The sequence below is a fragment of the Brevundimonas sp. genome (assembly GCF_051858995.1).
Classification (GTDB): Bacteria; Pseudomonadota; Alphaproteobacteria; order Caulobacterales; family Caulobacteraceae; genus Brevundimonas.
Window position 1 is genome coordinate 66,859 of sequence record NZ_JBHYGN010000003.1, and the last position, 17,004, is coordinate 83,862.

General features: G+C 69.1%; 24 protein-coding genes, 1 tRNA gene and 1 pseudogene. 16 read left to right on the forward strand and 10 right to left on the reverse strand.

From position 1 onward, the window contains the following. Nucleotides 1–6 precede the first annotated feature (6 nt). Nucleotides 7–477 carry a TadE/TadG family type IV pilus assembly protein gene (locus ACTIEF_RS03715; RefSeq protein WP_439470853.1) on the forward strand — a complete coding sequence of 157 codons (471 nt, stop codon included), beginning with the start codon at nucleotides 7–9 and terminating at the stop codon, nucleotides 475–477. After that, nucleotides 474–1,007: a TadE/TadG family type IV pilus assembly protein gene (locus ACTIEF_RS03720; RefSeq protein WP_439470854.1), complete on the forward strand. Its 534-nt coding sequence runs from the start codon at nucleotides 474–476 to the stop codon at nucleotides 1,005–1,007. Before ACTIEF_RS03715 ends, ACTIEF_RS03720 begins: the two co-directional genes overlap by 4 nt. Here the strand turns inward: ACTIEF_RS03720 and ACTIEF_RS03725 are convergent. Genes ACTIEF_RS03725 through ACTIEF_RS03745 form a run of 5 tightly spaced genes read right to left on the reverse strand, consistent with a single transcriptional unit; the run spans nucleotide 1,004 to nucleotide 4,595 of the window. Next, nucleotides 1,004–2,284 (reverse strand): anthranilate synthase component I family protein, encoded by a 1,281-nt coding sequence (locus ACTIEF_RS03725; RefSeq protein WP_439470855.1) that lies wholly within the window; start codon nucleotides 2,282–2,284, stop codon nucleotides 1,004–1,006. The two genes, ACTIEF_RS03720 and ACTIEF_RS03725, sit on opposite strands and share 4 nt — an antisense overlap. Beyond that, on the reverse strand, nucleotides 2,281–3,060 hold the full coding sequence (locus tag ACTIEF_RS03730; protein ID WP_439470856.1) for a tyrosine-protein phosphatase: 780 nt from the start codon (nucleotides 3,058–3,060) through the stop codon (nucleotides 2,281–2,283). Before ACTIEF_RS03730 ends, ACTIEF_RS03725 begins: the two co-directional genes overlap by 4 nt. Nucleotides 3,061–3,078: 18 nt before the next feature. Next, a complete protein-coding gene (locus tag ACTIEF_RS03735) occupies nucleotides 3,079–3,381 on the reverse strand; it encodes a winged helix-turn-helix domain-containing protein (protein WP_439470857.1) in 303 nt (100 codons plus the stop codon). A 3-nt stretch (nucleotides 3,382–3,384) separates the two neighbouring features. Next, the gene (locus ACTIEF_RS03740; protein WP_439470858.1) at nucleotides 3,385–4,011 is read right to left on the reverse strand and encodes a hypothetical protein; all 627 of its coding nucleotides are present in this window, start codon (nucleotides 4,009–4,011) and stop codon (nucleotides 3,385–3,387) included. A 14-nt stretch (nucleotides 4,012–4,025) separates the two neighbouring features. Next, nucleotides 4,026–4,595, reverse strand: coding sequence for a hypothetical protein (locus tag ACTIEF_RS03745; protein WP_439470859.1), 570 nt, complete (start codon nucleotides 4,593–4,595; stop codon nucleotides 4,026–4,028). A gap of 154 nt (nucleotides 4,596–4,749) precedes the next feature. Here ACTIEF_RS03745 and ACTIEF_RS03750 point away from each other — a divergent pair, with 154 nt between their 5' ends. Next, on the forward strand, nucleotides 4,750–5,493 hold the full coding sequence (locus ACTIEF_RS03750; RefSeq protein ID WP_439470860.1) for a class I SAM-dependent methyltransferase: 744 nt from the start codon (nucleotides 4,750–4,752) through the stop codon (nucleotides 5,491–5,493). Here ACTIEF_RS03750 and ACTIEF_RS03755 read toward each other — a convergent pair whose 3' ends face one another. From ACTIEF_RS03755 to tsaD, 3 genes are read right to left on the reverse strand one after another with little or no spacing between them, the layout of a single operon-like run. Then, a complete protein-coding gene (locus ACTIEF_RS03755; protein ID WP_439470861.1) occupies nucleotides 5,494–5,868 on the reverse strand; it encodes a Rieske (2Fe-2S) protein in 375 nt (124 codons plus the stop codon). It abuts the gene before it with no gap. 2 nt (nucleotides 5,869–5,870) lie between these two features. Then, nucleotides 5,871–6,869 carry an NAD(P)H-dependent glycerol-3-phosphate dehydrogenase gene (locus ACTIEF_RS03760; RefSeq protein ID WP_439470862.1) on the reverse strand — a complete coding sequence of 333 codons (999 nt, stop codon included), beginning with the start codon at nucleotides 6,867–6,869 and terminating at the stop codon, nucleotides 5,871–5,873. Between the two features lie 15 nt (nucleotides 6,870–6,884). Further along, nucleotides 6,885–8,021: a tRNA (adenosine(37)-N6)-threonylcarbamoyltransferase complex transferase subunit TsaD gene (tsaD, locus tag ACTIEF_RS03765; protein ID WP_439470932.1), complete on the reverse strand. Its 1,137-nt coding sequence runs from the start codon at nucleotides 8,019–8,021 to the stop codon at nucleotides 6,885–6,887. 42 nt (nucleotides 8,022–8,063) lie between these two features. On the opposite strand from tsaD, the gene hemC reads away from it, so the two are divergent. The 3 genes from hemC (at nucleotide 8,064) to ACTIEF_RS03780 (ending at nucleotide 9,814) form a co-directional block, all read left to right on the forward strand. Then, the gene (hemC, locus tag ACTIEF_RS03770) at nucleotides 8,064–9,011 is read left to right on the forward strand and encodes a hydroxymethylbilane synthase (RefSeq protein WP_439470863.1); all 948 of its coding nucleotides are present in this window, start codon (nucleotides 8,064–8,066) and stop codon (nucleotides 9,009–9,011) included. 20 nt (nucleotides 9,012–9,031) lie between these two features. Continuing rightward, a complete protein-coding gene (locus ACTIEF_RS03775) occupies nucleotides 9,032–9,691 on the forward strand; it encodes a uroporphyrinogen-III synthase (RefSeq protein WP_439470864.1) in 660 nt (219 codons plus the stop codon). Nucleotides 9,692–9,738: 47 nt separating this feature from the next. Further along, nucleotides 9,739–9,814: transfer RNA gene (locus tag ACTIEF_RS03780), tRNA-Thr, on the forward strand. Between the two features lie 431 nt (nucleotides 9,815–10,245). Here ACTIEF_RS03780 and ACTIEF_RS03785 read toward each other — a convergent pair. Then, complete coding sequence (locus ACTIEF_RS03785; protein WP_439470865.1) at nucleotides 10,246–10,557, reverse strand: DUF6916 family protein; 312 nt, start codon at nucleotides 10,555–10,557, stop codon at nucleotides 10,246–10,248. A gap of 76 nt (nucleotides 10,558–10,633) precedes the next feature. Between ACTIEF_RS03785 and ACTIEF_RS03790 the strand changes: the two genes are divergently transcribed. From ACTIEF_RS03790 to ACTIEF_RS03830, 9 genes and pseudogenes are all read left to right on the forward strand, one after another. After that, nucleotides 10,634–11,149 carry a GNAT family N-acetyltransferase gene (locus ACTIEF_RS03790; RefSeq protein WP_439470866.1) on the forward strand — a complete coding sequence of 172 codons (516 nt, stop codon included), beginning with the start codon at nucleotides 10,634–10,636 and terminating at the stop codon, nucleotides 11,147–11,149. Nucleotides 11,150–11,219: 70 nt separating this feature from the next. Then, the gene (locus ACTIEF_RS03795) at nucleotides 11,220–11,777 is read left to right on the forward strand and encodes a phage tail protein (RefSeq protein WP_439470867.1); all 558 of its coding nucleotides are present in this window, start codon (nucleotides 11,220–11,222) and stop codon (nucleotides 11,775–11,777) included. A 105-nt stretch (nucleotides 11,778–11,882) separates the two neighbouring features. Further along, nucleotides 11,883–12,032, forward strand: a pseudogene (locus tag ACTIEF_RS03800) (helix-turn-helix domain-containing protein); the annotation flags it as partial. 112 nt (nucleotides 12,033–12,144) lie between these two features. Continuing rightward, the gene (locus ACTIEF_RS03805) at nucleotides 12,145–12,405 is read left to right on the forward strand and encodes a hypothetical protein (protein WP_439470935.1); all 261 of its coding nucleotides are present in this window, start codon (nucleotides 12,145–12,147) and stop codon (nucleotides 12,403–12,405) included. 8 nt (nucleotides 12,406–12,413) lie between these two features. Next, nucleotides 12,414–12,536: a hypothetical protein gene (locus tag ACTIEF_RS03810; protein WP_439470936.1), complete on the forward strand. Its 123-nt coding sequence runs from the start codon at nucleotides 12,414–12,416 to the stop codon at nucleotides 12,534–12,536. 37 nt (nucleotides 12,537–12,573) lie between these two features. Continuing rightward, nucleotides 12,574–13,038 carry a hypothetical protein gene (locus tag ACTIEF_RS03815; RefSeq protein WP_439470868.1) on the forward strand — a complete coding sequence of 155 codons (465 nt, stop codon included), beginning with the start codon at nucleotides 12,574–12,576 and terminating at the stop codon, nucleotides 13,036–13,038. Between the two features lie 52 nt (nucleotides 13,039–13,090). Continuing rightward, entirely contained in the window at nucleotides 13,091–14,284 is a 1,194-nt protein-coding gene (gene metK / locus ACTIEF_RS03820; protein ID WP_439470869.1) for a methionine adenosyltransferase, read from the forward strand. A 110-nt stretch (nucleotides 14,285–14,394) separates the two neighbouring features. Then, on the forward strand, nucleotides 14,395–15,102 hold the full coding sequence (trmB, locus tag ACTIEF_RS03825; RefSeq protein ID WP_439470870.1) for a tRNA (guanosine(46)-N7)-methyltransferase TrmB: 708 nt from the start codon (nucleotides 14,395–14,397) through the stop codon (nucleotides 15,100–15,102). 174 nt (nucleotides 15,103–15,276) lie between these two features. Continuing rightward, entirely contained in the window at nucleotides 15,277–15,789 is a 513-nt protein-coding gene (locus ACTIEF_RS03830; RefSeq protein WP_439470871.1) for a DUF1993 domain-containing protein, read from the forward strand. Here the strand turns inward: ACTIEF_RS03830 and ACTIEF_RS03835 are convergent. Continuing rightward, the gene (locus ACTIEF_RS03835) at nucleotides 15,786–16,283 is read right to left on the reverse strand and encodes a protein-tyrosine phosphatase family protein (protein WP_439470872.1); all 498 of its coding nucleotides are present in this window, start codon (nucleotides 16,281–16,283) and stop codon (nucleotides 15,786–15,788) included. The two genes, ACTIEF_RS03830 and ACTIEF_RS03835, sit on opposite strands and share 4 nt — an antisense overlap. 174 nt (nucleotides 16,284–16,457) lie before the next feature. Between ACTIEF_RS03835 and rimP the strand changes: the two genes are divergently transcribed. Continuing rightward, nucleotides 16,458–17,003, forward strand: a complete 546-nt coding sequence (gene rimP, locus ACTIEF_RS03840) for a ribosome maturation factor RimP (RefSeq protein ID WP_439470873.1) — start codon at nucleotides 16,458–16,460, stop codon at nucleotides 17,001–17,003. Nucleotide 17,004: the final 1 nt, after the last annotated feature.

Genomic DNA, 17,004 nt, shown 5'->3' on the forward strand with positions numbered 1-17,004 from the left:
GGATCGGTGGCGGTCGAGTTCGCCATGGTCGCCCTGCCCTTCTGCCTGATGATCTTCGCCATCCTCGAGCTGGCGCTGGTGTTCGTCACCGACTCCGTTCTGGAGAACGCCACCATCGAGCAGGGCCGTCTGGTCCGCACCGGACAGGCCGAGGCCTCCGGCATGACCGCCGAGCAGTTCAAGAACGGCGTCTGCGCCCGCATGAGCGTCTTCGCGGTCGACTGCGCCAACCGGCTGACGGTAGACGTCCGGATCATTCCGCAGTTCAACACCAGCCCGCCGGACCCGATGGCCGGGGGCACGTTCAACGCGGGCGGCCTGACCTATTCGAACGGAACGCCGGGCGATCTGGTGCTGGTCCGATCCTGGTACAAGCTGCCGCTGATCACGACCTTCATGGCCCAGGGCCTGTCCCGGTTGAAGGACGGCACGGTCCGGATGACCGCGACCACCGCCTTCCGGAACGAGCCCGCATGATCCGGCGCCTGATCCGACGTCTGGCCCGCGACGAGCGGGGCATCTCCGCGGTGGAGTTCGCCCTGCTCGCGCCCGTTCTGATCGCCTTCTATCTGGGCATGTCCGAGTTCTGTCAGGGCTATATGGCTCAGAAACGGATGGGCCACGCCGCCTCCGCCGTCGCCGATCTGGTGGCGCAGGAGGATGTGATCACCCGGACCGAGGTGGACGACATCTTCGATATCGGCAGCCTGATCATGAAGCCCTTTTCGGCCTCGACGCTGAAGCAGCGGGTCAGCGGGGTGACGCGGACGGGCAACAAGGTGAAGGTCGACTGGAGCCGGGGCGACGGGCTGACGGCCCTAGTCAAGGACAGCGAGATCACCATCCCTGCAGACCTGCTGAGCGACGGCGAGAGCCTGATCGTGGCCGAGGCGACCTATGACTATGACTCGCCCGCCGACTACCTGATGCCCGGCCTGACGCGGTTCAGGCACGTCTACTATCTGCGGCCGCGGATCAGCGACAAGGTGGTCTGCTCGAACTGCTAGCCGGTCAGGGCTTCGCGCAAGGCGCGGATCTTGGCTTCGGTCTCGGCCAGTTCGGCGGCGGGGTCGCTGTCAGCGACGATGCCCGCCCCGGCGAGGGTGCGGAAGCGCCACCTCTCCCCTTCCCGTTCGAAGGCGGCGGTCCGGATCAGGACCGAGGCGGTCAGCCGACCGTCGGCGATGTGGAAAAGGCTGCCGCACCAGACGCCGCGCGGGGGCTCGTGGGCGGCGATGACCTTCATGGCCTGATGCTTGGGCGCGCCGGTGATGGAGCCGGGCGGGAAGGTCGCCTCGAGCAGTTCGGCCGGACCGACGCCGGGCGCGGCGCGGGCGGTCACGGTGGAGACGAGGTGATGGACCGTGGGCAGGGGCTCGACCTTGAACAGACGCTCGACGGCGACCGAGCCGGGCGCGGCGGCGCGGGCCAGATCGTTGCGCATCAGATCGACGATCATCAGGTTCTCGGCCCGATCCTTGGCGCTGGCCTGCAGTTCGGCGGCGAGGGCGGCGTCACGGGCGGGATCCGGATCGCGGGGCCGGGTGCCCTTGATGGGGCGGGTCTCGATCCGGTCGCCGTCGAGGGTCAGGAAGAGCTCGGGCGAGTTGGAGACGATCGCTCGGTCGCCCAGTCGCCAGAAGGCGCCGTAGGCGGAGGCGCGACCGGCGAGGCGGAGCAGGACGTCGAAGGGATCGGCCCCCGCATGCAGGTCGCCGGTCCAGGCCCGGGCGATGTTCGCCTGAAAGAGTTCGCCGGAGGCGATGCGGGCGACGACGTCGGCGACGGCGGCTTCATAGGCGGTGGGCGGGGCCTCCGGGTCGAGACTGTCGGCGGGCGGCGGTGGCGTGACCGGATCGACGGTGGCGGCGAGCCAGTCGGCGGCGATGTCGGCGGCGGCGGCGGCGGCTGCCGGATCGAGGCCGCGCCCGATGGCGAAGGCCTGACGGGTCTGGTGGTCGAAGGCGAGCATGGCCGGATAGCGGGCCAGCATAAGGTCCGGCCAGATCGGCGGACGCGGGCCCGTGGCCGGACGGGCGCCGGCGTCATAGGCGAACAGGCCGACCACGCCGTCGGTGAAGTCGGGATCGCGCAGGCGGTCCAACCCGGCCTCGACCGGCTCGATGATCACCCGGTCCGGATCGGCGGCGACGAAGGACCAGCGGCCCAGCGGACCGCCGTCCGAGAGCAGGGCCAGCGCCCCGTCCCGATGTCGCAAGCCGGCGGCGGCGGCGAGGGGCTCGCGCCACGGCAGGGGGTGGCGCTCTACCGCGCGGAAGGTCACGCCGACAGCCGCTCGCCGATGCGGTCCCGCAGCGCGGCATCCACGCCCAGCGCCTGTTCGAGATAGGCGTCGATGGAGCCGTGGCGGGCCTCGATCTCGGCGATGGCGGTCTCGAGATAGACCGGCTCGACGCCAAGGAAGGCGACGACGGCGTCATGGGCGGCGGGCCGGCCGGTGGTCTTTTCCAGCTGGCGGGCGACACGGGGGGCCATGCCCTCGAGGTCCACGGCGGTGTTGGTCAGCAGATAGTCGGCGATCAGGTCGTCGCGGTGGACGCCGAGCAGGTGGTGGGTCAGGGCAGCGAGCGTCCCGGTTCGGTCCTTGCCGGCGGTGCAGTGGATCAGGACGGCTCCCTCCCCTTCGCCCAGGGCGCGGAAATAGCGGGCGAACAGGTCGAGGTGGGCAGGCTCGAACGGCAGGGTGCGATAGATGCCGGTCATGAAGGTGCGGCCCGCGTCCACGGTCAGGTCGGCGGTGCGCAGGAAGCGGATGTGCGGGGCCTCGCCGTCGGGGCCGAGATCGCTGTCCAGCACCTGACCGGCCCAGCCGAGCGGGCGCTTCGACGGCTGGTCGCGACGCTCGCCGGGACGGCGCAGGTCGACTACGGTCCCAATGCCGAGCGCGCCCAGCCGTTCGAGGTCGGCGTCCGAGACCCGCGCCTGATGGGCCGAGCGGAACAGGCGTCCCCGGGCGATCCGGCGACCGGCGGCGGTGTCATAGTCGCCGTAGTCGCGGAAATTATCGAGGGCGTCGAAGCGGTGGATGCGATCCGTCATGCCCCCGCTCTAGCCCCTTCAGGCCTTGCCGACGAGCCCCTGCATGGCGTCGAGATAGGCGACGAAGGCCTTGCGCCCGGCGGGCGTCATGGAGGCCTCGGTGAGGGGCTTGCGCCCCTCGAACCGTTTGCTCACGGCGACGAAGCCGGCGTCCTCAAGCTTGCGCAGATGGACGGACAGATTGCCGTCCGTGGTCTGCAGCCGGGTCTTCAGAGTGTTGAAGTCGGCGCTGTCGACTCCGGCCAGCACGGCCATGATGCCCAGCCGGACCCGTCCGTGGATGACGTCGTCGATGCGGTTGATGTCGAACTCTTCGGCCATGGCTCAGGCCGATTTCGCTTGGCGCATCAGCAGGAAGCCCGGCACGGCCATCAGCAGGAAGAGGGCGGCGGCATAGGCGAGGTAGATGGACGCGCTTCCGGCGAACAGGCCCATCACCGGCGCGGCGATGAAGGAGGCCAAGGCCAGCAGGCCCAGCGGGCGCGACTTCATCATCGCCGCCGTCACCCCCCAGCCCATGCCGTAGAAGGCGAGGATGATCGAGGGGATCAGCCAGAAGATCATGCTGTTCTGATCAACGCCGATGCGGGCGGAGACCACGAACATCGAGGCGAACAGGGCGAAGATGCCCCAGCCCACGCCCGACCAGATGGTCGCGATGGCCCGCTGGGCGGCGGTGCGCACGCCCCCGGCCCGACGCAGGCGCAGGATGAGGGTGAAGCAGACCACCAGGAAGACGCCGGTGGCGATCAGCCACTCCATGCCCGCGGCGGCGTACTGGGCCAGGATCAGGCCGGTCATATGGGCCCAGTGGATGAGGCTGGTGACGCCGTAGATCAGGCCCGCGGCCAGCAGGATGGAGGCGCCGCGCATGGGACCGGTGCCGTTCTCCTCGGCCAGCTGACGCAGCCAGGCGATGTCGGCGGGAGCATTGTCGGAATCGTGAGTCATCAGGGGTGATCCTTTCAGGCCGTGCGGCCGGACGCCAGCCAGGCGCCGGGGATGAGGACAAAGGCGAATAGGGCGCCCGCGTAGACGAGGTATTGGGCGGGGGTTCCGAGCACCGCGACGGCGGCGCCGGCGGCGCACAGGGCGCCGAGCGCCGGGGCGACCATCCAAAGTCGACGGGCGCGAATGGCGGCGGTGGTCCAGGCGACGATATAGATGCCGATGCTGACCGGGGTCATCCAGAACATGGCGCTGAAGTCGTGGCGGATCAGCGAGACCGCCAGCAGGCCGAGGGCGGCGGTGATCATGGCCATGATGCCGAAGCGCGACCAGCCGCCGGCCCGGCGACCGGTTTCACCGCCGATTCGGCGCAGCCGGGCCAGGACGATGAAGAAGGCGGTGATGGCGATCGGCCAGCTGAGGCCGAGCACGGCGGGGTGGAGATGCAGCAGGCCGCTCTGGACGCCGTACTGGAACAGGTTGGACAGGCCGAAGACGGCTCCGGCGAGGGTCAGCACCCGTCCGGCGGCGACCGCCAGGGTCGGTTCGGCGGGGGCGATGGAGGCGGGCAGGACGGCGGCGGTCATGGGGTGTTCCCGGTTGCGATGACGTCAATATGGATGAAGAACTTTATGATGTAAAGTTCTTCGCGAAAGGGGAGGGGATTTGCTCACCCCTCTCCCGTGGGAGAGGGGTGGATGCGGCTTGCCCCCTTCCCCGGCGCGCGCGACAACCCTCGCCATGAGCACCAGCTATAATCGCATCGCCTATGAGGCGCTGGAGGTCTGCAACGGCGTGACCATGGACGCCGTCGAGGCCGCCATTGGGCGGGCCAAGCCGACACCCGGCGCGACCGCGGCGGATGTCGGCGCCGGGAATGCCGCCGTGGCGATCCGAATGGCGGAGGTGTTCGGGCTCAAGGTCACCGCCATCGAATACGATCCCGTCATGGCCGGGTTGGCGCGCGAGCGGATCGCGGCGGCGGGCGTCGATGTGGCCCTGGCGGTCGGGGCGGCGGCGGATGTGCTGGCCGACCTGCCGCCGCTGGATCTGATCACCGCCCTGGGGACGACCAACGTCAACGGCGAAGGCCGTCCGACGCCGGAGGCCGGCTTCGCCTTTCTGAAGACGCGCCTGAAGCCGGGCGGCCATCTGCTGTGGGGCGATCTGGTGTGGATCGCCGAGCCGCCGGCGCCGCTGCGCCAGATCGCCGAAGCGACCAATCAGTATACGGACGATACGGGCTGGAAGGACTCCGCCGAGGCCGCCGGGTTTGAGGTCGTCTGGTCCGAGGTCTCGCCGCAGGACGTGTTCGACGCCTATGCCGCCGCCGCCGACACGGCGGCGCGCGACTGGCTGGCGGCCCACCCCGACGCCCCCGAGGCCGCGACCGTGCAGGCCGTCGCCGACCGGGTGAAGATGGTGCTGGAGTTCGGCCGCCCCTTCATCGGATTCGGGCTGTATCTGCTGAAGGCCAAGGCCTGATCAGGCCGTCCTGATGATCCCGTTGGTCGCCTGAACCGGCCAGGGCGTCAGGCGTCCGCCCGCGCAGGGGCCGCCGGTGCATTCACCGGTGAGGGGCTCGAACACCGCCCCGTGCCAGCCGCACAGGATCAGGGAGCCGTCGGGCGTCAGATAGCGGTCCAGCTCGACCGCCAGCGGGAAGCCCTGGTGCGGACAGCGGTCGACATAGCCCGCGACCTGGCCGTCCTTGCGCACGACGAAGCCGTGGAAGAAGGCCTCGCCGATCTGGAGCACGAAGGCGCGCGAGCCGGGATCGGCGATGTCGCCCTCGGCGCACAGGGCGACGTTGGGCGGGGTCTTCCAGACCCGTTTCCGCTCGGCCTGAACCTCGGACATGGTCAGTCCCGCTCGACCTTGAGCGGACGGGACAGAAGGTTGTCGATGACTTCGTCCACCGTGGTCTCGCCGCCCAGAAGGGCCGCGACGGCGAGCGAGATCGGCATGTCGACGCCCGTTTTCGCCGCCAGTTCGCGCACGGCGGGGGCGGACTCATAGCCCTCGGCCACCGAACGCTTGCCCGCCAGCGCCTGTTCAACGCTCTGGCCCTGACCGAGGGCGAGGCCGAGGCTCATGTTGCGCGACTGGGGGCTGGAGCAGGTGAGGACCAGGTCGCCGAGGCCGCAGAGGCCCGCGACCGTCTCGGCCTGACCGCCCAAGGCCACGCCCAGACGGGTCATTTCAGCGAAGCCGCGGGTGATGATGGCGGCGTGGGCGCTGCGCCCCAGCCCCTTGCCCTCGCTCATGCCGCAGGCGATGGCCAGCACGTTCTTGATCGCCCCGCCGACCTCGGCGCCGATGAGATCGGTCGCCAAATAGGGGCGGAAGCCGGGGGCCGAGAGGGTCGCCATCAGCTCCTCGCCCAGGGCCTCGTCGGCGCAGGCCAGGGTGACGGCGCTGGGCAGGCCGCGCGCGACCTCGCCGGCGAAGCTGGGACCGGACAGGACGGCGGCAGGGGCGGCCGGAAGGGTCTCGGCCAGGACGTCGGTCATCAGCTTGAGCGAACCGCGCTCGATGCCCTTGGAGCAGAGCACCACCGGCACGCCCGCCCGGTGGTGGGGAGCGAAGGCGGTCAGGGTCGAGCGCATGTGCTGGGCGGGCGGCACAGCCAGGATGACGTCGCAGGACGCCAGATCGGCCAGTTCGGTGGTGACCGAGATATGATCGTCGAGGGTCACGCCGGGCAGGAAGGCCTCGTTGATCCGGCGTTCGCGAATGCTGTCGACCACGTCCGGCTCGCGCGCCTGAAGCAGCACGTCCAGCCCGGCCCGGCCCGCGACCTGCGCCAGGGCCGTGCCCCAGGCGCCGGCGCCGATCACCCCTGCCCGCTTGAATTCCATGAGCTCTCCCAAACCCTAAGCCTTCGCACCCTTGCGGCCCGGCTTGTGGGCCGGGTCGGCGAGCGCCTTTTGTTCATCCAGCGGCCAGCGTGGGCGGGCCGCCGTGTCGATATCCGAAACCAGACCCTTCCGCAGACGCTCGGCGCCCGCAAGAGCGATCATCGCCGCATTGTCGGTGCAATAGGCCATCGGCGGGGCGAGGAAGTCGAAACCGTTCTTCGCGGCGATGGTTTCTAGCGTCGCCCGAACGGTCTTGTTCGCGGCCACGCCGCCCGCCACCACGAAGAGGCGGTGGGGATGGTGCTGGGCATACGCCTTCAACGCCCGGTCGGAGCGTTCGCCCAGCTGGCGGGCGATGGCGGTCTGGACAGCGTCGGCGAGGTCAGCCTTGTCCTGTTCGGTCTCGCAGGCCACGGCGAGGCGCGAGGCGGCGGTCTTCAGGCCCGAGAAGGAGAAGTCGCAGTCCTTGCGGCCCAGCAGGGCGCGCGGCAGATCGAAGCGGGCGCCGTCGCCGGACGCGGCCAGCTTCTCCAGCGCCGGGCCGCCGGGGTAGCCGAGGCCCAGGGCCTTGGCGATCTTGTCGAAGGCCTCTCCTGCCGCGTCGTCGATGGTGGTGCCCAGCCGGGTCATGTCGCCGACCCCGCGCACCTCCAGAAGCTGGCAATGGCCGCCCGAAACCAGCAGCAGCAGGAAGGGATAGGCCACCGGCTGGCCGAGACGGGCCGAGACGGCGTGGCCCTCCAGATGGTTCACCGCGATCAGGGGCAGGTCGCGGGCCAAGGCCACGGCCTTGCCGTAGCTGAGCCCCACCATGACCCCGCCGACCAGACCGGGACCGGCGGTGGCGGCGACGCCGTCCAGCTGATCATAGTCCAGCCCGGCCTCGGCCATGGCCCGACGCGCGACGCCGTCGATCATCTCCACATGGCTGCGGGCCGCGATCTCGGGCACGACGCCGCCGAAGGCCGCGTGGTCGTCGATCTGGCTGTGCACCACGGACGACAGGACGGTCGCCGCGCCGTCCGGCGTCAGGCGCACCACCGAGGCGGCGGTCTCGTCGCAGCTGGTCTCCAGACCCAGGACGGTCAGGTCCGCGACAGACGCGGTTGTCCGGCCCGGTTCGCTGCTATAGTCGGCGGCGACTTCCTTCATCCGGGTCGAGGTAGCGACCCGGCCGGACCCGCGCAACGCCTCATGACCTTTCCCATCCGTATCGGCACCCGTCGCTCCAAGCTCGCCCTGACCCAGTCGGGCATGATGCAGCGCGCCATCGGCCGGGCCATGGGGGTGGCCGAGGCCGATCTGGCCGAGGCCGTGCCCCTGGTTGAGATCGTCACCACCGGGGACCGGGTGCAGGATCGCCGCCTGCTGGAGATCGGCGGCAAGGCGCTGTTCACCAAGGAGATCGAGGAGGCGCTGCTGGACGGGCGCGTCGATGTGGCCGTCCATTCGATGAAGGATGTGCCCGCCGAACAGCCGCCCGGCCTGTGCATCGCCGCCATCCCCGAGCGCGAGGATCCGCGCGACGCCTTCATCAGCACGCATTTCGCCCGTTTCGATGAGCTTCCAGCGGGGGCGGTGCTGGGCACGGCCTCGCTGCGACGGCAGGCGCAGGCGCTGGCCCTGCGGCCGGACCTGAAGATCGGGATGCTGCGCGGCAATGTCGACACGCGGCTGAAGCGGCTGGCCGACGGAGATTTCGACGCCATCCTGCTGGCGACGTCCGGGCTGAACCGGCTGGGCTTCGACGCCGTCATCCGCGAGCGGTTGTCGCTGGACGCCTTCCTGCCCGCCCCCGGTCAGGGGGCGTTGGCCCTGCAGACCCGCGAGGGCGAAAGCGCGGCCTGGGTCGCCGCCCTGAACCATCCGCTGACCGCCCTGGCCGTCGCCGCCGAGCGCGGGGCGATGACGGCGCTGGAAGGCTCGTGCCGCACGGCCATCGGCGCCCATGCTGAACTCGGCGAGGGCCACATGCGGCTGACCGTTGAAATGCTGGCCCCCGACGGCTCGGCCCGCTGGCGTCGGGCGGGAGAGTTGGTCGATGTGACGTCAGCCGAGGCCGAAGAGGCCGCGCGCGGGCTGGGCCTGCGGCTCGGGGCCGAGGTCCACGCCGCCGCCGGCGACCAGAGGATCGACCTCTGACGGGCGTCCGCCGCGTCTGGGTGACCCGGACCGAGCCGGGGGCGTCGCGCACGGCGACACGACTGGCCGCGCGCGGTTTCGAGCCCCTGATCGCCCCCGTCCTGGCGGTGCGGCCGATCATCCAGCCCGTCCCGGACCTGACCGGCATCGCCGCCCTGGCCTTCACCAGCCCGAACGGGGTGGCGGTCTTCGCCGATCTGACCCCCGCGCGCGACCTGCCGGTGTTCGTGGTCGGCGACGCCACGGCGGAGCGGGCGCGGCAGGCGGGCTTCGCCGACGTGACCTCGGCCTCGGGCGCCCTGTCGGACCTGGCCTGGCTGATCGCGGGCGCCGCGCCCGGACGGCTGCTGATCCCCGGCGCGCGCGAACCGGCCGGCGATATCAACGCCCTGCTGAACGGGGCGGTCGAGACGGTGATCCTGCCCGTCTATGAGGCGACGGAGACCAAGGCGAAGCCGCCAGCGGACTTCGAGGCGGTGCTGGCCCACTCCCCGCGCGCGGCGGGGGCGGTGGCGCGGGTGCTGGGCCGGACGGGCGGCGCGGGCCGACTGGCGGTGGCCATTTCAGCGGCGGCGGCGGCCCCGCTGGCGGCGGCGGGCTTCGCCGAAATTCGCACAGCCGGCGAGCCGACTGACGCCGCCGTTCTTCTGGCGCTTGGCAATCCGGCGGCTCGCGTATAAAGAGCCCCTCTCGCGCGGTCGGGAGCACCCTCCCCGCCGCCCACCGGGCCGCTTTAGCTCAGCCGGTAGAGCACCTCATTCGTAATGAGGGGGTCGCGTGTTCGAGTCACGCAAGCGGCACCACCTTTTTCAGAGCAGTGATGGGTTTTGAGGCCGGGCCGGATGGGCCGGACGGCGCTTCCGCTTGGGCGTTGCGTGGGTATGCGGTGGGGAGGGGCTAGGGCCGGTTCTGACTGTTGGCAGCGGTTGGCGACGTCCGCTCCCGGACAACACACGGCGATCCAGTTCCAATCGCAGCATCTGGTCCGGACCTGACCGACCAGACGCCTTTGCGGCAGCCGGCACGCAGCACATTCCACCTTTGGTTGGTCAAAGCCAGCCGCCTATGCCCGGAGGTTATGTATGGATGCCCGCGCGCATCGGCGCTCCAAGCAACGAACTCCCGCGATAACTCCGGGCAACCGGCGGGCCGTCTCAGCAACTTCGCAGAGCTCGACCGCCTGGAGGCGGCTGTCACCTGCTCCCCCTTCGGCGCAAGGCCCTGAGGCTCCCCCTCAGTTAAACACCGCGTGATAGCTCCGCCTCGGACCCGGGGCGGTCTGGGTGGGGATGAGGTGGATGGAGACGGCTTCGGCGTCCTGGCCCGGGCGCATCAGGTAGTGGCCCTCGACCAGGAGGGTGTCCCAGGGGGTGCTGAAGATCAGCACGAAGGGGTCGCGGCCGCCGGGCAGGCCGCCGCGGACATTGTCGACCTCGTCCAGCTGGATGGTGATGTCCTTGGGCTGGGCGTTGACCAGCCACTGGCGGCCGACGAAGGGCGTGAAGTGGTAGGCCTGAAGCAGCATCGGCGGCGACTGGACGGACATGAGCTTTCCCCCGGCGCCGTAGGCTCGGCGCACGACCCTATGGTGCACGTTCGCGGAATCTCTGCAATCTAGAGGGATGAATTCGAGCGAAATCTCTTTTGCGGTTGAACTACGTGCACAGACGGCGGACGACGCCGCCTTCGTGGACGGGCTGGTGCGTGGACATCTGCTGGAGGCGCTGGCGGGAGCGCCGGGGCTGGATCCCGGGCCGCTGCTGGAGATGCAGGCGCGGTCACGCGAGATGATGCTGGTCCAGCGCTTCCCCGATCTGCAGCGGCGCGTCGGGCGGATCGGCGGCGCGCCGGTGGCGAGCCTGCTGACCGGATCGCTGGACGGCGCCCTGCATGTAGCCGAGATCATCACCGCCCCGGACGCCCGACGGCGAGGCGTGGGCGCGGCGATCCTGAGGCAAGTGATCGCCGAGGCGGAGACCGCCGGCAAGAATGCGACCGCCTTCATCTTCGCCTCCAACGGCCCCTCCCTGGCCCTGTTCGCCAGCGTGGGTTTCACCGTGGACCTGCCCCCGGGCGCGGCCCAGGCGACCGCGACATTGCGAACGAATATCATCGCTACGCGGGATATGGCCGTATAGCCAAGTCCATGTCATGGTTGCATTTCTTTAGGAGTTCGCGTTTCGCGACTTCGCAACGGGAGGGCAGATCATGGACGTCTTTATCGGGACGATTCTGGGCTTCGGATTCAATTTCGCGCCGCGCAACTGGGCGTTCTGCGCGGGGCAGACGATCGCGATATCGCAGAATTCGGCGCTGTATTCGCTGCTGGGCACGACCTACGGCGGCAACGGCACGACCAATTTCCTGCTGCCGAATCTGGTGGGGCGGGTGCCGATCAGCTTCGGCTCCGGAGGCACGGGCGGCACCGCTTCCTACGCGCTGGGTCAGGCCGCCGGCTCGGAAAGCACCACCCTGCTGGTCCAGAACATGCCGGCCCACAATCACGCGATCAATGTGAGCAACACCGCCGACGCCACGACGAACAAGCCGTCCAACGTCGAATACCTGGGCCAGTGCGTCGGCTCGGATCCGACCAACGGCGATGCGGTGACGGTCAACATCTATACGCCGGCCGCGCCGAACGCCCAGCTGAACCCGACCTCGATGAGCATCGTCGGCGGCAGCCAGCCCTTCAACAACATGCAGCCCTATCTGGCGGTGAATTACTGCATCGCCCTGTACGGCATCTTCCCGAGCCGGAACTGATCAGCGTTTGGGCGACACTTCGAAACAGACCGGCCGTCCAAGCGGCGGCCGGTCTGGACGCCCCGTGCATATCGTCCTAGCAAGACCGCAGTATCGGAGCGGTCCATGTCGCCAGGCCTAAGTGCGCGCCAGGAAGAGTGTTTGAGGCTGACGGCCTTCCTGACGGACAAGGAGATCGCCGCCCGGCTGGGCCTGTCCGAAGCCACCGTCAAGAAACACGTGCACGAAGCCTGCCGGCGCATGGGCGTGAACCGGCGCAAGGCCGCCCTGGCGCTTCTGGAACGAAAAGTACCAGAGGATACGAAAGACCCCATTGGCGGCGCCGGACCCGCCGTTTCTTCTGCTCCCCTAGTCAGGGAGGCAGACCATGAGTTCGCAGAAGCGGCCCCTACCCCAGTGGACCTGGGAGGATCTGGAAGCGGCGCTGGAGGGCTTCAGTCCGCAGGGCGAGAACGACCCGGTGCGCGCGCATCTGATGCGGGGACTGGCGGCGGACGCGGAGCGGGCGAGCCCGCGCGAACTGCTGCTGCAGGTGCTGAGCGCGGGATGGGTGATGGCCCAGGTGGGCGCGCAGAACCCCGCCTCGGCTACCGGCCCCCTCCGCGCAACTGGGGCGTCCGCGTCCTGATCATCGCCGTGATGGTGGTCCTTGCGGCGGTGATGATGCGGGCGATCGCCGACAGCGTCGTCGCCTATCAGAAGCAGGTCCAGGTCATCGACGAAACCGTCATGCAGGGCGCCGCCCGCGATCCGGCCTGAGCACAGGACGACGCGGGCGCCGCCGGGAGACTGAGCCGTGGCGCCCTTCCAACTGTTCTACCTGCTGCTGAGCCTGGCCATCTTCGCCTGGGCCTGGATGCGGGGAGGCCACACCGAACGCTCGGGCGTGGCGGTGTTTGTCTTCGCCTTCCTGGCCAGCTTCATGCTGCAGACCGTGACCCTGAACGGCTTCCGGCTGGGCGAGGCGATCGTTGATCTGGCCTTCTTCGCCGCCCTGGGCTGGCTGGCCCTGCGACGCGATCGCTGGTGGACGATGGCGGCGGCGGCGTTCGGCGCCCTGACCCTGATCGCCCACGCCCTGATGTTCCTGACCCCCGATCTGGGGATGGCGAACATCCGCATGGATGTGGCCTCGCGCTGGGGGATCGGGGTGCTGATGATCCTGTGTCTGGGCGGCGGGGTGGTCGAACGGTGGATGGCCGGAGAGCGTCCGGTCAGCGCCGAAGCCCGCTGGCGACGGCCCGAACGTCGTCCGACTTGAACATATAAACATAGCTTTATATGTTTGACGGACTGTCCCCTAGGAGTCCGCCTTGTCCCGATCATCCTTCCTGTTCACTTCGGAAAGCGTTTCCGAGGGCCATCCGGACAAGGTCGCCGACCGCATCTCCGACACCGTGGTCGATCTGTTTCTGTCCAAGGACCCGGAAGCGCGCGTCGCCTGCGAAACCCTGACGACGACCAATCTGGTGGTTCTGGCCGGGGAAATCCGCGGCAAGGGCATCATGGGTTCGGACGGCAAATGGGCCGAAGGGATCGAGGCCGAGATCGAGGCCGCCGTGCGGGGCGCGGTGCGCGACATCGGCTATGAGCAGGACCAGTTCCACTGGAACACCTTCACGTTCGAGAACCATCTGCACGGCCAGTCCGCCGACATCGCCGTGGGCGTGGACTCGACCGACGACAAGGACGAGGGCGCGGGCGACCAGGGCATCATGTTCGGCTACGCCTCGAACGAGACGCCGGAACTGATGCCGGCCACCCTGGCCTACAGCCACCGCATCCTGAAGAAGCTGGCCGAGATCCGTCACGCGGGCGGATCGATCCTGGAGCCGGACGCCAAGTCGCAGGTCACCCTGCACTACGAGAACGACAAGCCGGTGCGCGCCACCTCCATCGTCGTCTCGACCCAGCATGCGGTCGGCAAGACCCAGGCCGAGGTCGCCGCCGTGGTGAAGCCGGTGGTCGAAAGCGTCCTGCCGCAGGGCTTCATCACCAATGAGACGGTCTGGCACATCAACCCGACCGGCATCTTCGTCATCGGCGGCCCGGACGGCGACACCGGCCTGACCGGGCGCAAGATCATCGTCGACACCTACGGCGGCGCGGCCCCGCACGGCGGCGGCGCCTTCTCGGGCAAGGACCCGACCAAGGTGGATCGCTCGGCGGCCTATGCCTGCCGCTATCTGGCGAAGAATGTCGTGGCCGCCGGCCTGGCGGACCGCTGCACCATCCAGATCAGCTACGCCATCGGCGTGGCCGAGCCGCAGTCGATCCACGTGGACCTGCACCGCACCGGCAAGATCAGCGAGGACCTGCTGGAAGCGAAGCTGCTGGGCTTCATCGGCGGCGGCACCCCGCGCGGCATCCGCCAGACCCTGGGCCTGAACAAGCCGATCTACGCCCGCACCGCCGCCTACGGCCACTTCGGCCGCGAGCCGGACGCCGACGGCGGCTTCTCGTGGGAGAAGACGGATTTGGTGGAGAAGCTGAAGGCGCTTCTCTAGGGATTGGGGATTAGGTTTGGGGCCTGCGCGCTCCGACCGCGCCACCTATCCAGCATCCCAATCCCTAATCCCTAGTCCCTAATCCCTTTCGTTGGGCTATACGCCCCGCCATGTCCTCCGATCACGACACCTCCGACACCCCGACCTGGGGGCCGCTGCGCTCGTTCGGGCGTATCAAGTCGCGCACGCTGAAGCCGCGTCAGGCCGCGCTTTTCGACACCCTGCTGCCGACCATCGCCGTGCCGGATCCGGCGAACGGCCCGATTGATCCACAGGCCCTGATGCCCGGCGCGAAGAAAGTCTGGCTGGAGATCGGCTTCGGCGGCGGCGAGCATCTGGCGGCCCAGGCGGCGCGTCATCCGGACGCCCTGATGATCGGTTGCGAGCCCTTCCTGAACGGCGTCGGCTCTGCCCTGCGCCACATCGAGGACGGCGATCTGAAGAATGTGCGCCTGCACGCCGACGACGCCCGCGATGTGATGAAGGCCCTGCCCGACGCCTCGCTGGACCGGGTGATGATCCTGTTCCCCGACCCCTGGCACAAGGCGCGGCACAACAAGCGCCGCCTGATCCAGGACGAGAGCGCCGCCGAGATCGCGCGCCTGCTGAAGCCGGGCGGCCGCCTGCGGTTCGTGACGGACTGGAAGGACTATGCCGAGTGGGCGCTGGAGCGTCTGGAGCGGACGCCGGGCCTGCAATGGACGGCGGACCGCGCCGCTGACTGGAAAACCGCGCCGGAGGACCACGTGGTCACCCGCTACGAAGAGAAGAAGCTCGGCGATACGGAGCCGCTGTTCCTGGAGTTTGTGCGGGTGTGAGTGAAGAGTGAGTGGTGAGTGTGAGTGGAAGCGGCGGCGCGGCTCTCGACCCGGCCATTCACTACTCACCACTCACTTTTCACCCTCCCGGGGTGCCGCTCTCCCCGGAAAGTCGGCGCTGGCGTCCGGCGCGGAAGCGGCGCAGTAAGCGCGAAATCACAGCCGAGAAGCGCCATGCCCCTTTCCCTGCAAGACATTGCCTCCCCCGTCTTCCTGCGCGGGCTGAACAGCCTGAGCCATCTGCTCGACAAGGCCATCGAGGCCGGGCTGGATGAGGCGGAGTTGATGGAGGCGCGGCTGGCGCCGGACATGCTGCCCTTCCCGGCGCAGGTCCGCATGGCCGCCTTCTCGGGCCGGAGCTGCATCGCCCGCCTGACCGGCCAGCCGTGGCCGAAGACCGACGACAACGAGGCGACGCTGACCGAGCTTAAGGCGACCGTGGCCCTGTCCATCGCCTTCATCGAGGGCGTCGACGCGGCGGCGTTCGAGGGCGGCGAGACGCGCCGGATCGAGCTGCGCTTCCCTGGCGTGGAGCTGGATTTCGAGGGCGTCGGCTATCTGACCAGCTTCGCCATTCCGAACTTCTATTTCCACGTGACCACGGCCTACGCGATCCTGCGCAACCGGGGCGTGGCGCTGGGCAAGCGCGACTATCTGGGCCAGCTGGCCCTGCTGCAGGCCGCTTAAGCCGACGCCTTGAGATGGGCGGCGAACGACTGGACGAAGGCCAGTTGTTCGTCGGTCTCGGGCACCGGACGACCGCGGGCGCGACCGACGCGCAGCACGGCCTCGTCCACATTCATCCCGCCCGCGACCAGCGAGCAGATGGCCAGCGACGGGGCGCGGCCCAGACCGGCGCGGCAGTGGATGACAATGGCCTGCCCCGAGCGCAGTCGCGCATCGACCGCGCGGGCGACGCGGACATAGTGGTCCACATTCCCCGGCAGGCCGTGGTCGACGATGGGGAAGTTGTAGAAGCCGATGCCGTGGCGCTGAGCCGCCTCGCCCTCTTCCGCCAGACCGAATTCGGCGGCCTCGGCGGGTTCGAGCAGGCTGACCACATGGTCGACCATGCCGCGATGCAGGTGCTCCATCTGGGCGTCGAGCGCGTCGCCGCCCTCAGGCTTGCGGGACACCCCCAGACGTCCGGGCGTGTCGAGACCAATCCAGTAGACTTTCATCAGGGCTGCTTCTGACGGGAGGCCTCCCAGAAGGCAATCGGATAATGGGGCTGACAAACGCCTTCGGCGGGTCTATATGCCGCCCCACATCGTTAGACCGGCGTCCGACGGCGCCGTTTGAAGCGGCGGCCTTCGGAAGGCCAGCCGCTTTTGTTTTGCCCGGGACCAAACCGCTTGAAGGCCAAGACCGCCGAAGACCGCCAGCTGCTCGAGCTGATCGAACCCGTCGCCGAAAGCCTGGGTCTCGAGGTCGTGCGCGTGCGCCTGATGGGCGGGACCCAGCGCCGCCGCCTGCAGATCATGGCCGAGCGCGCCAGCGACCACGACATCGCGGTTGAGGAATGCGCCCGCCTGAGCCGCGCCGTGTCGGAGGTGTTCGACGCCGCCGATCCGATCGCCGGGGAATATCTGCTGGAAGTTTCCTCGCCGGGCATCGACCGGCCGCTGACCCGCCTGAGCGACTTCGACCTGTTCGAAGGCTATGAGGCGCGTCTGGAGACGGATCGGATGGTCGAGGGCCGCAAGCGCTTCAAGGGCGTGCTGGCCGGGACCGAGGACGACAATATCGCCATCGATCTGGAAGGGGAGGACGACACCGCCCTGATCCCGTTCGAATGGCTGGTCGACGCCAAGCTGGTGCTGACCGATGAACTGATGAAAGCGGGCGCCGAAAAACGCGCCGCCCGCAATGACGACAACCTTTCCGAGACTGAGGACTGAT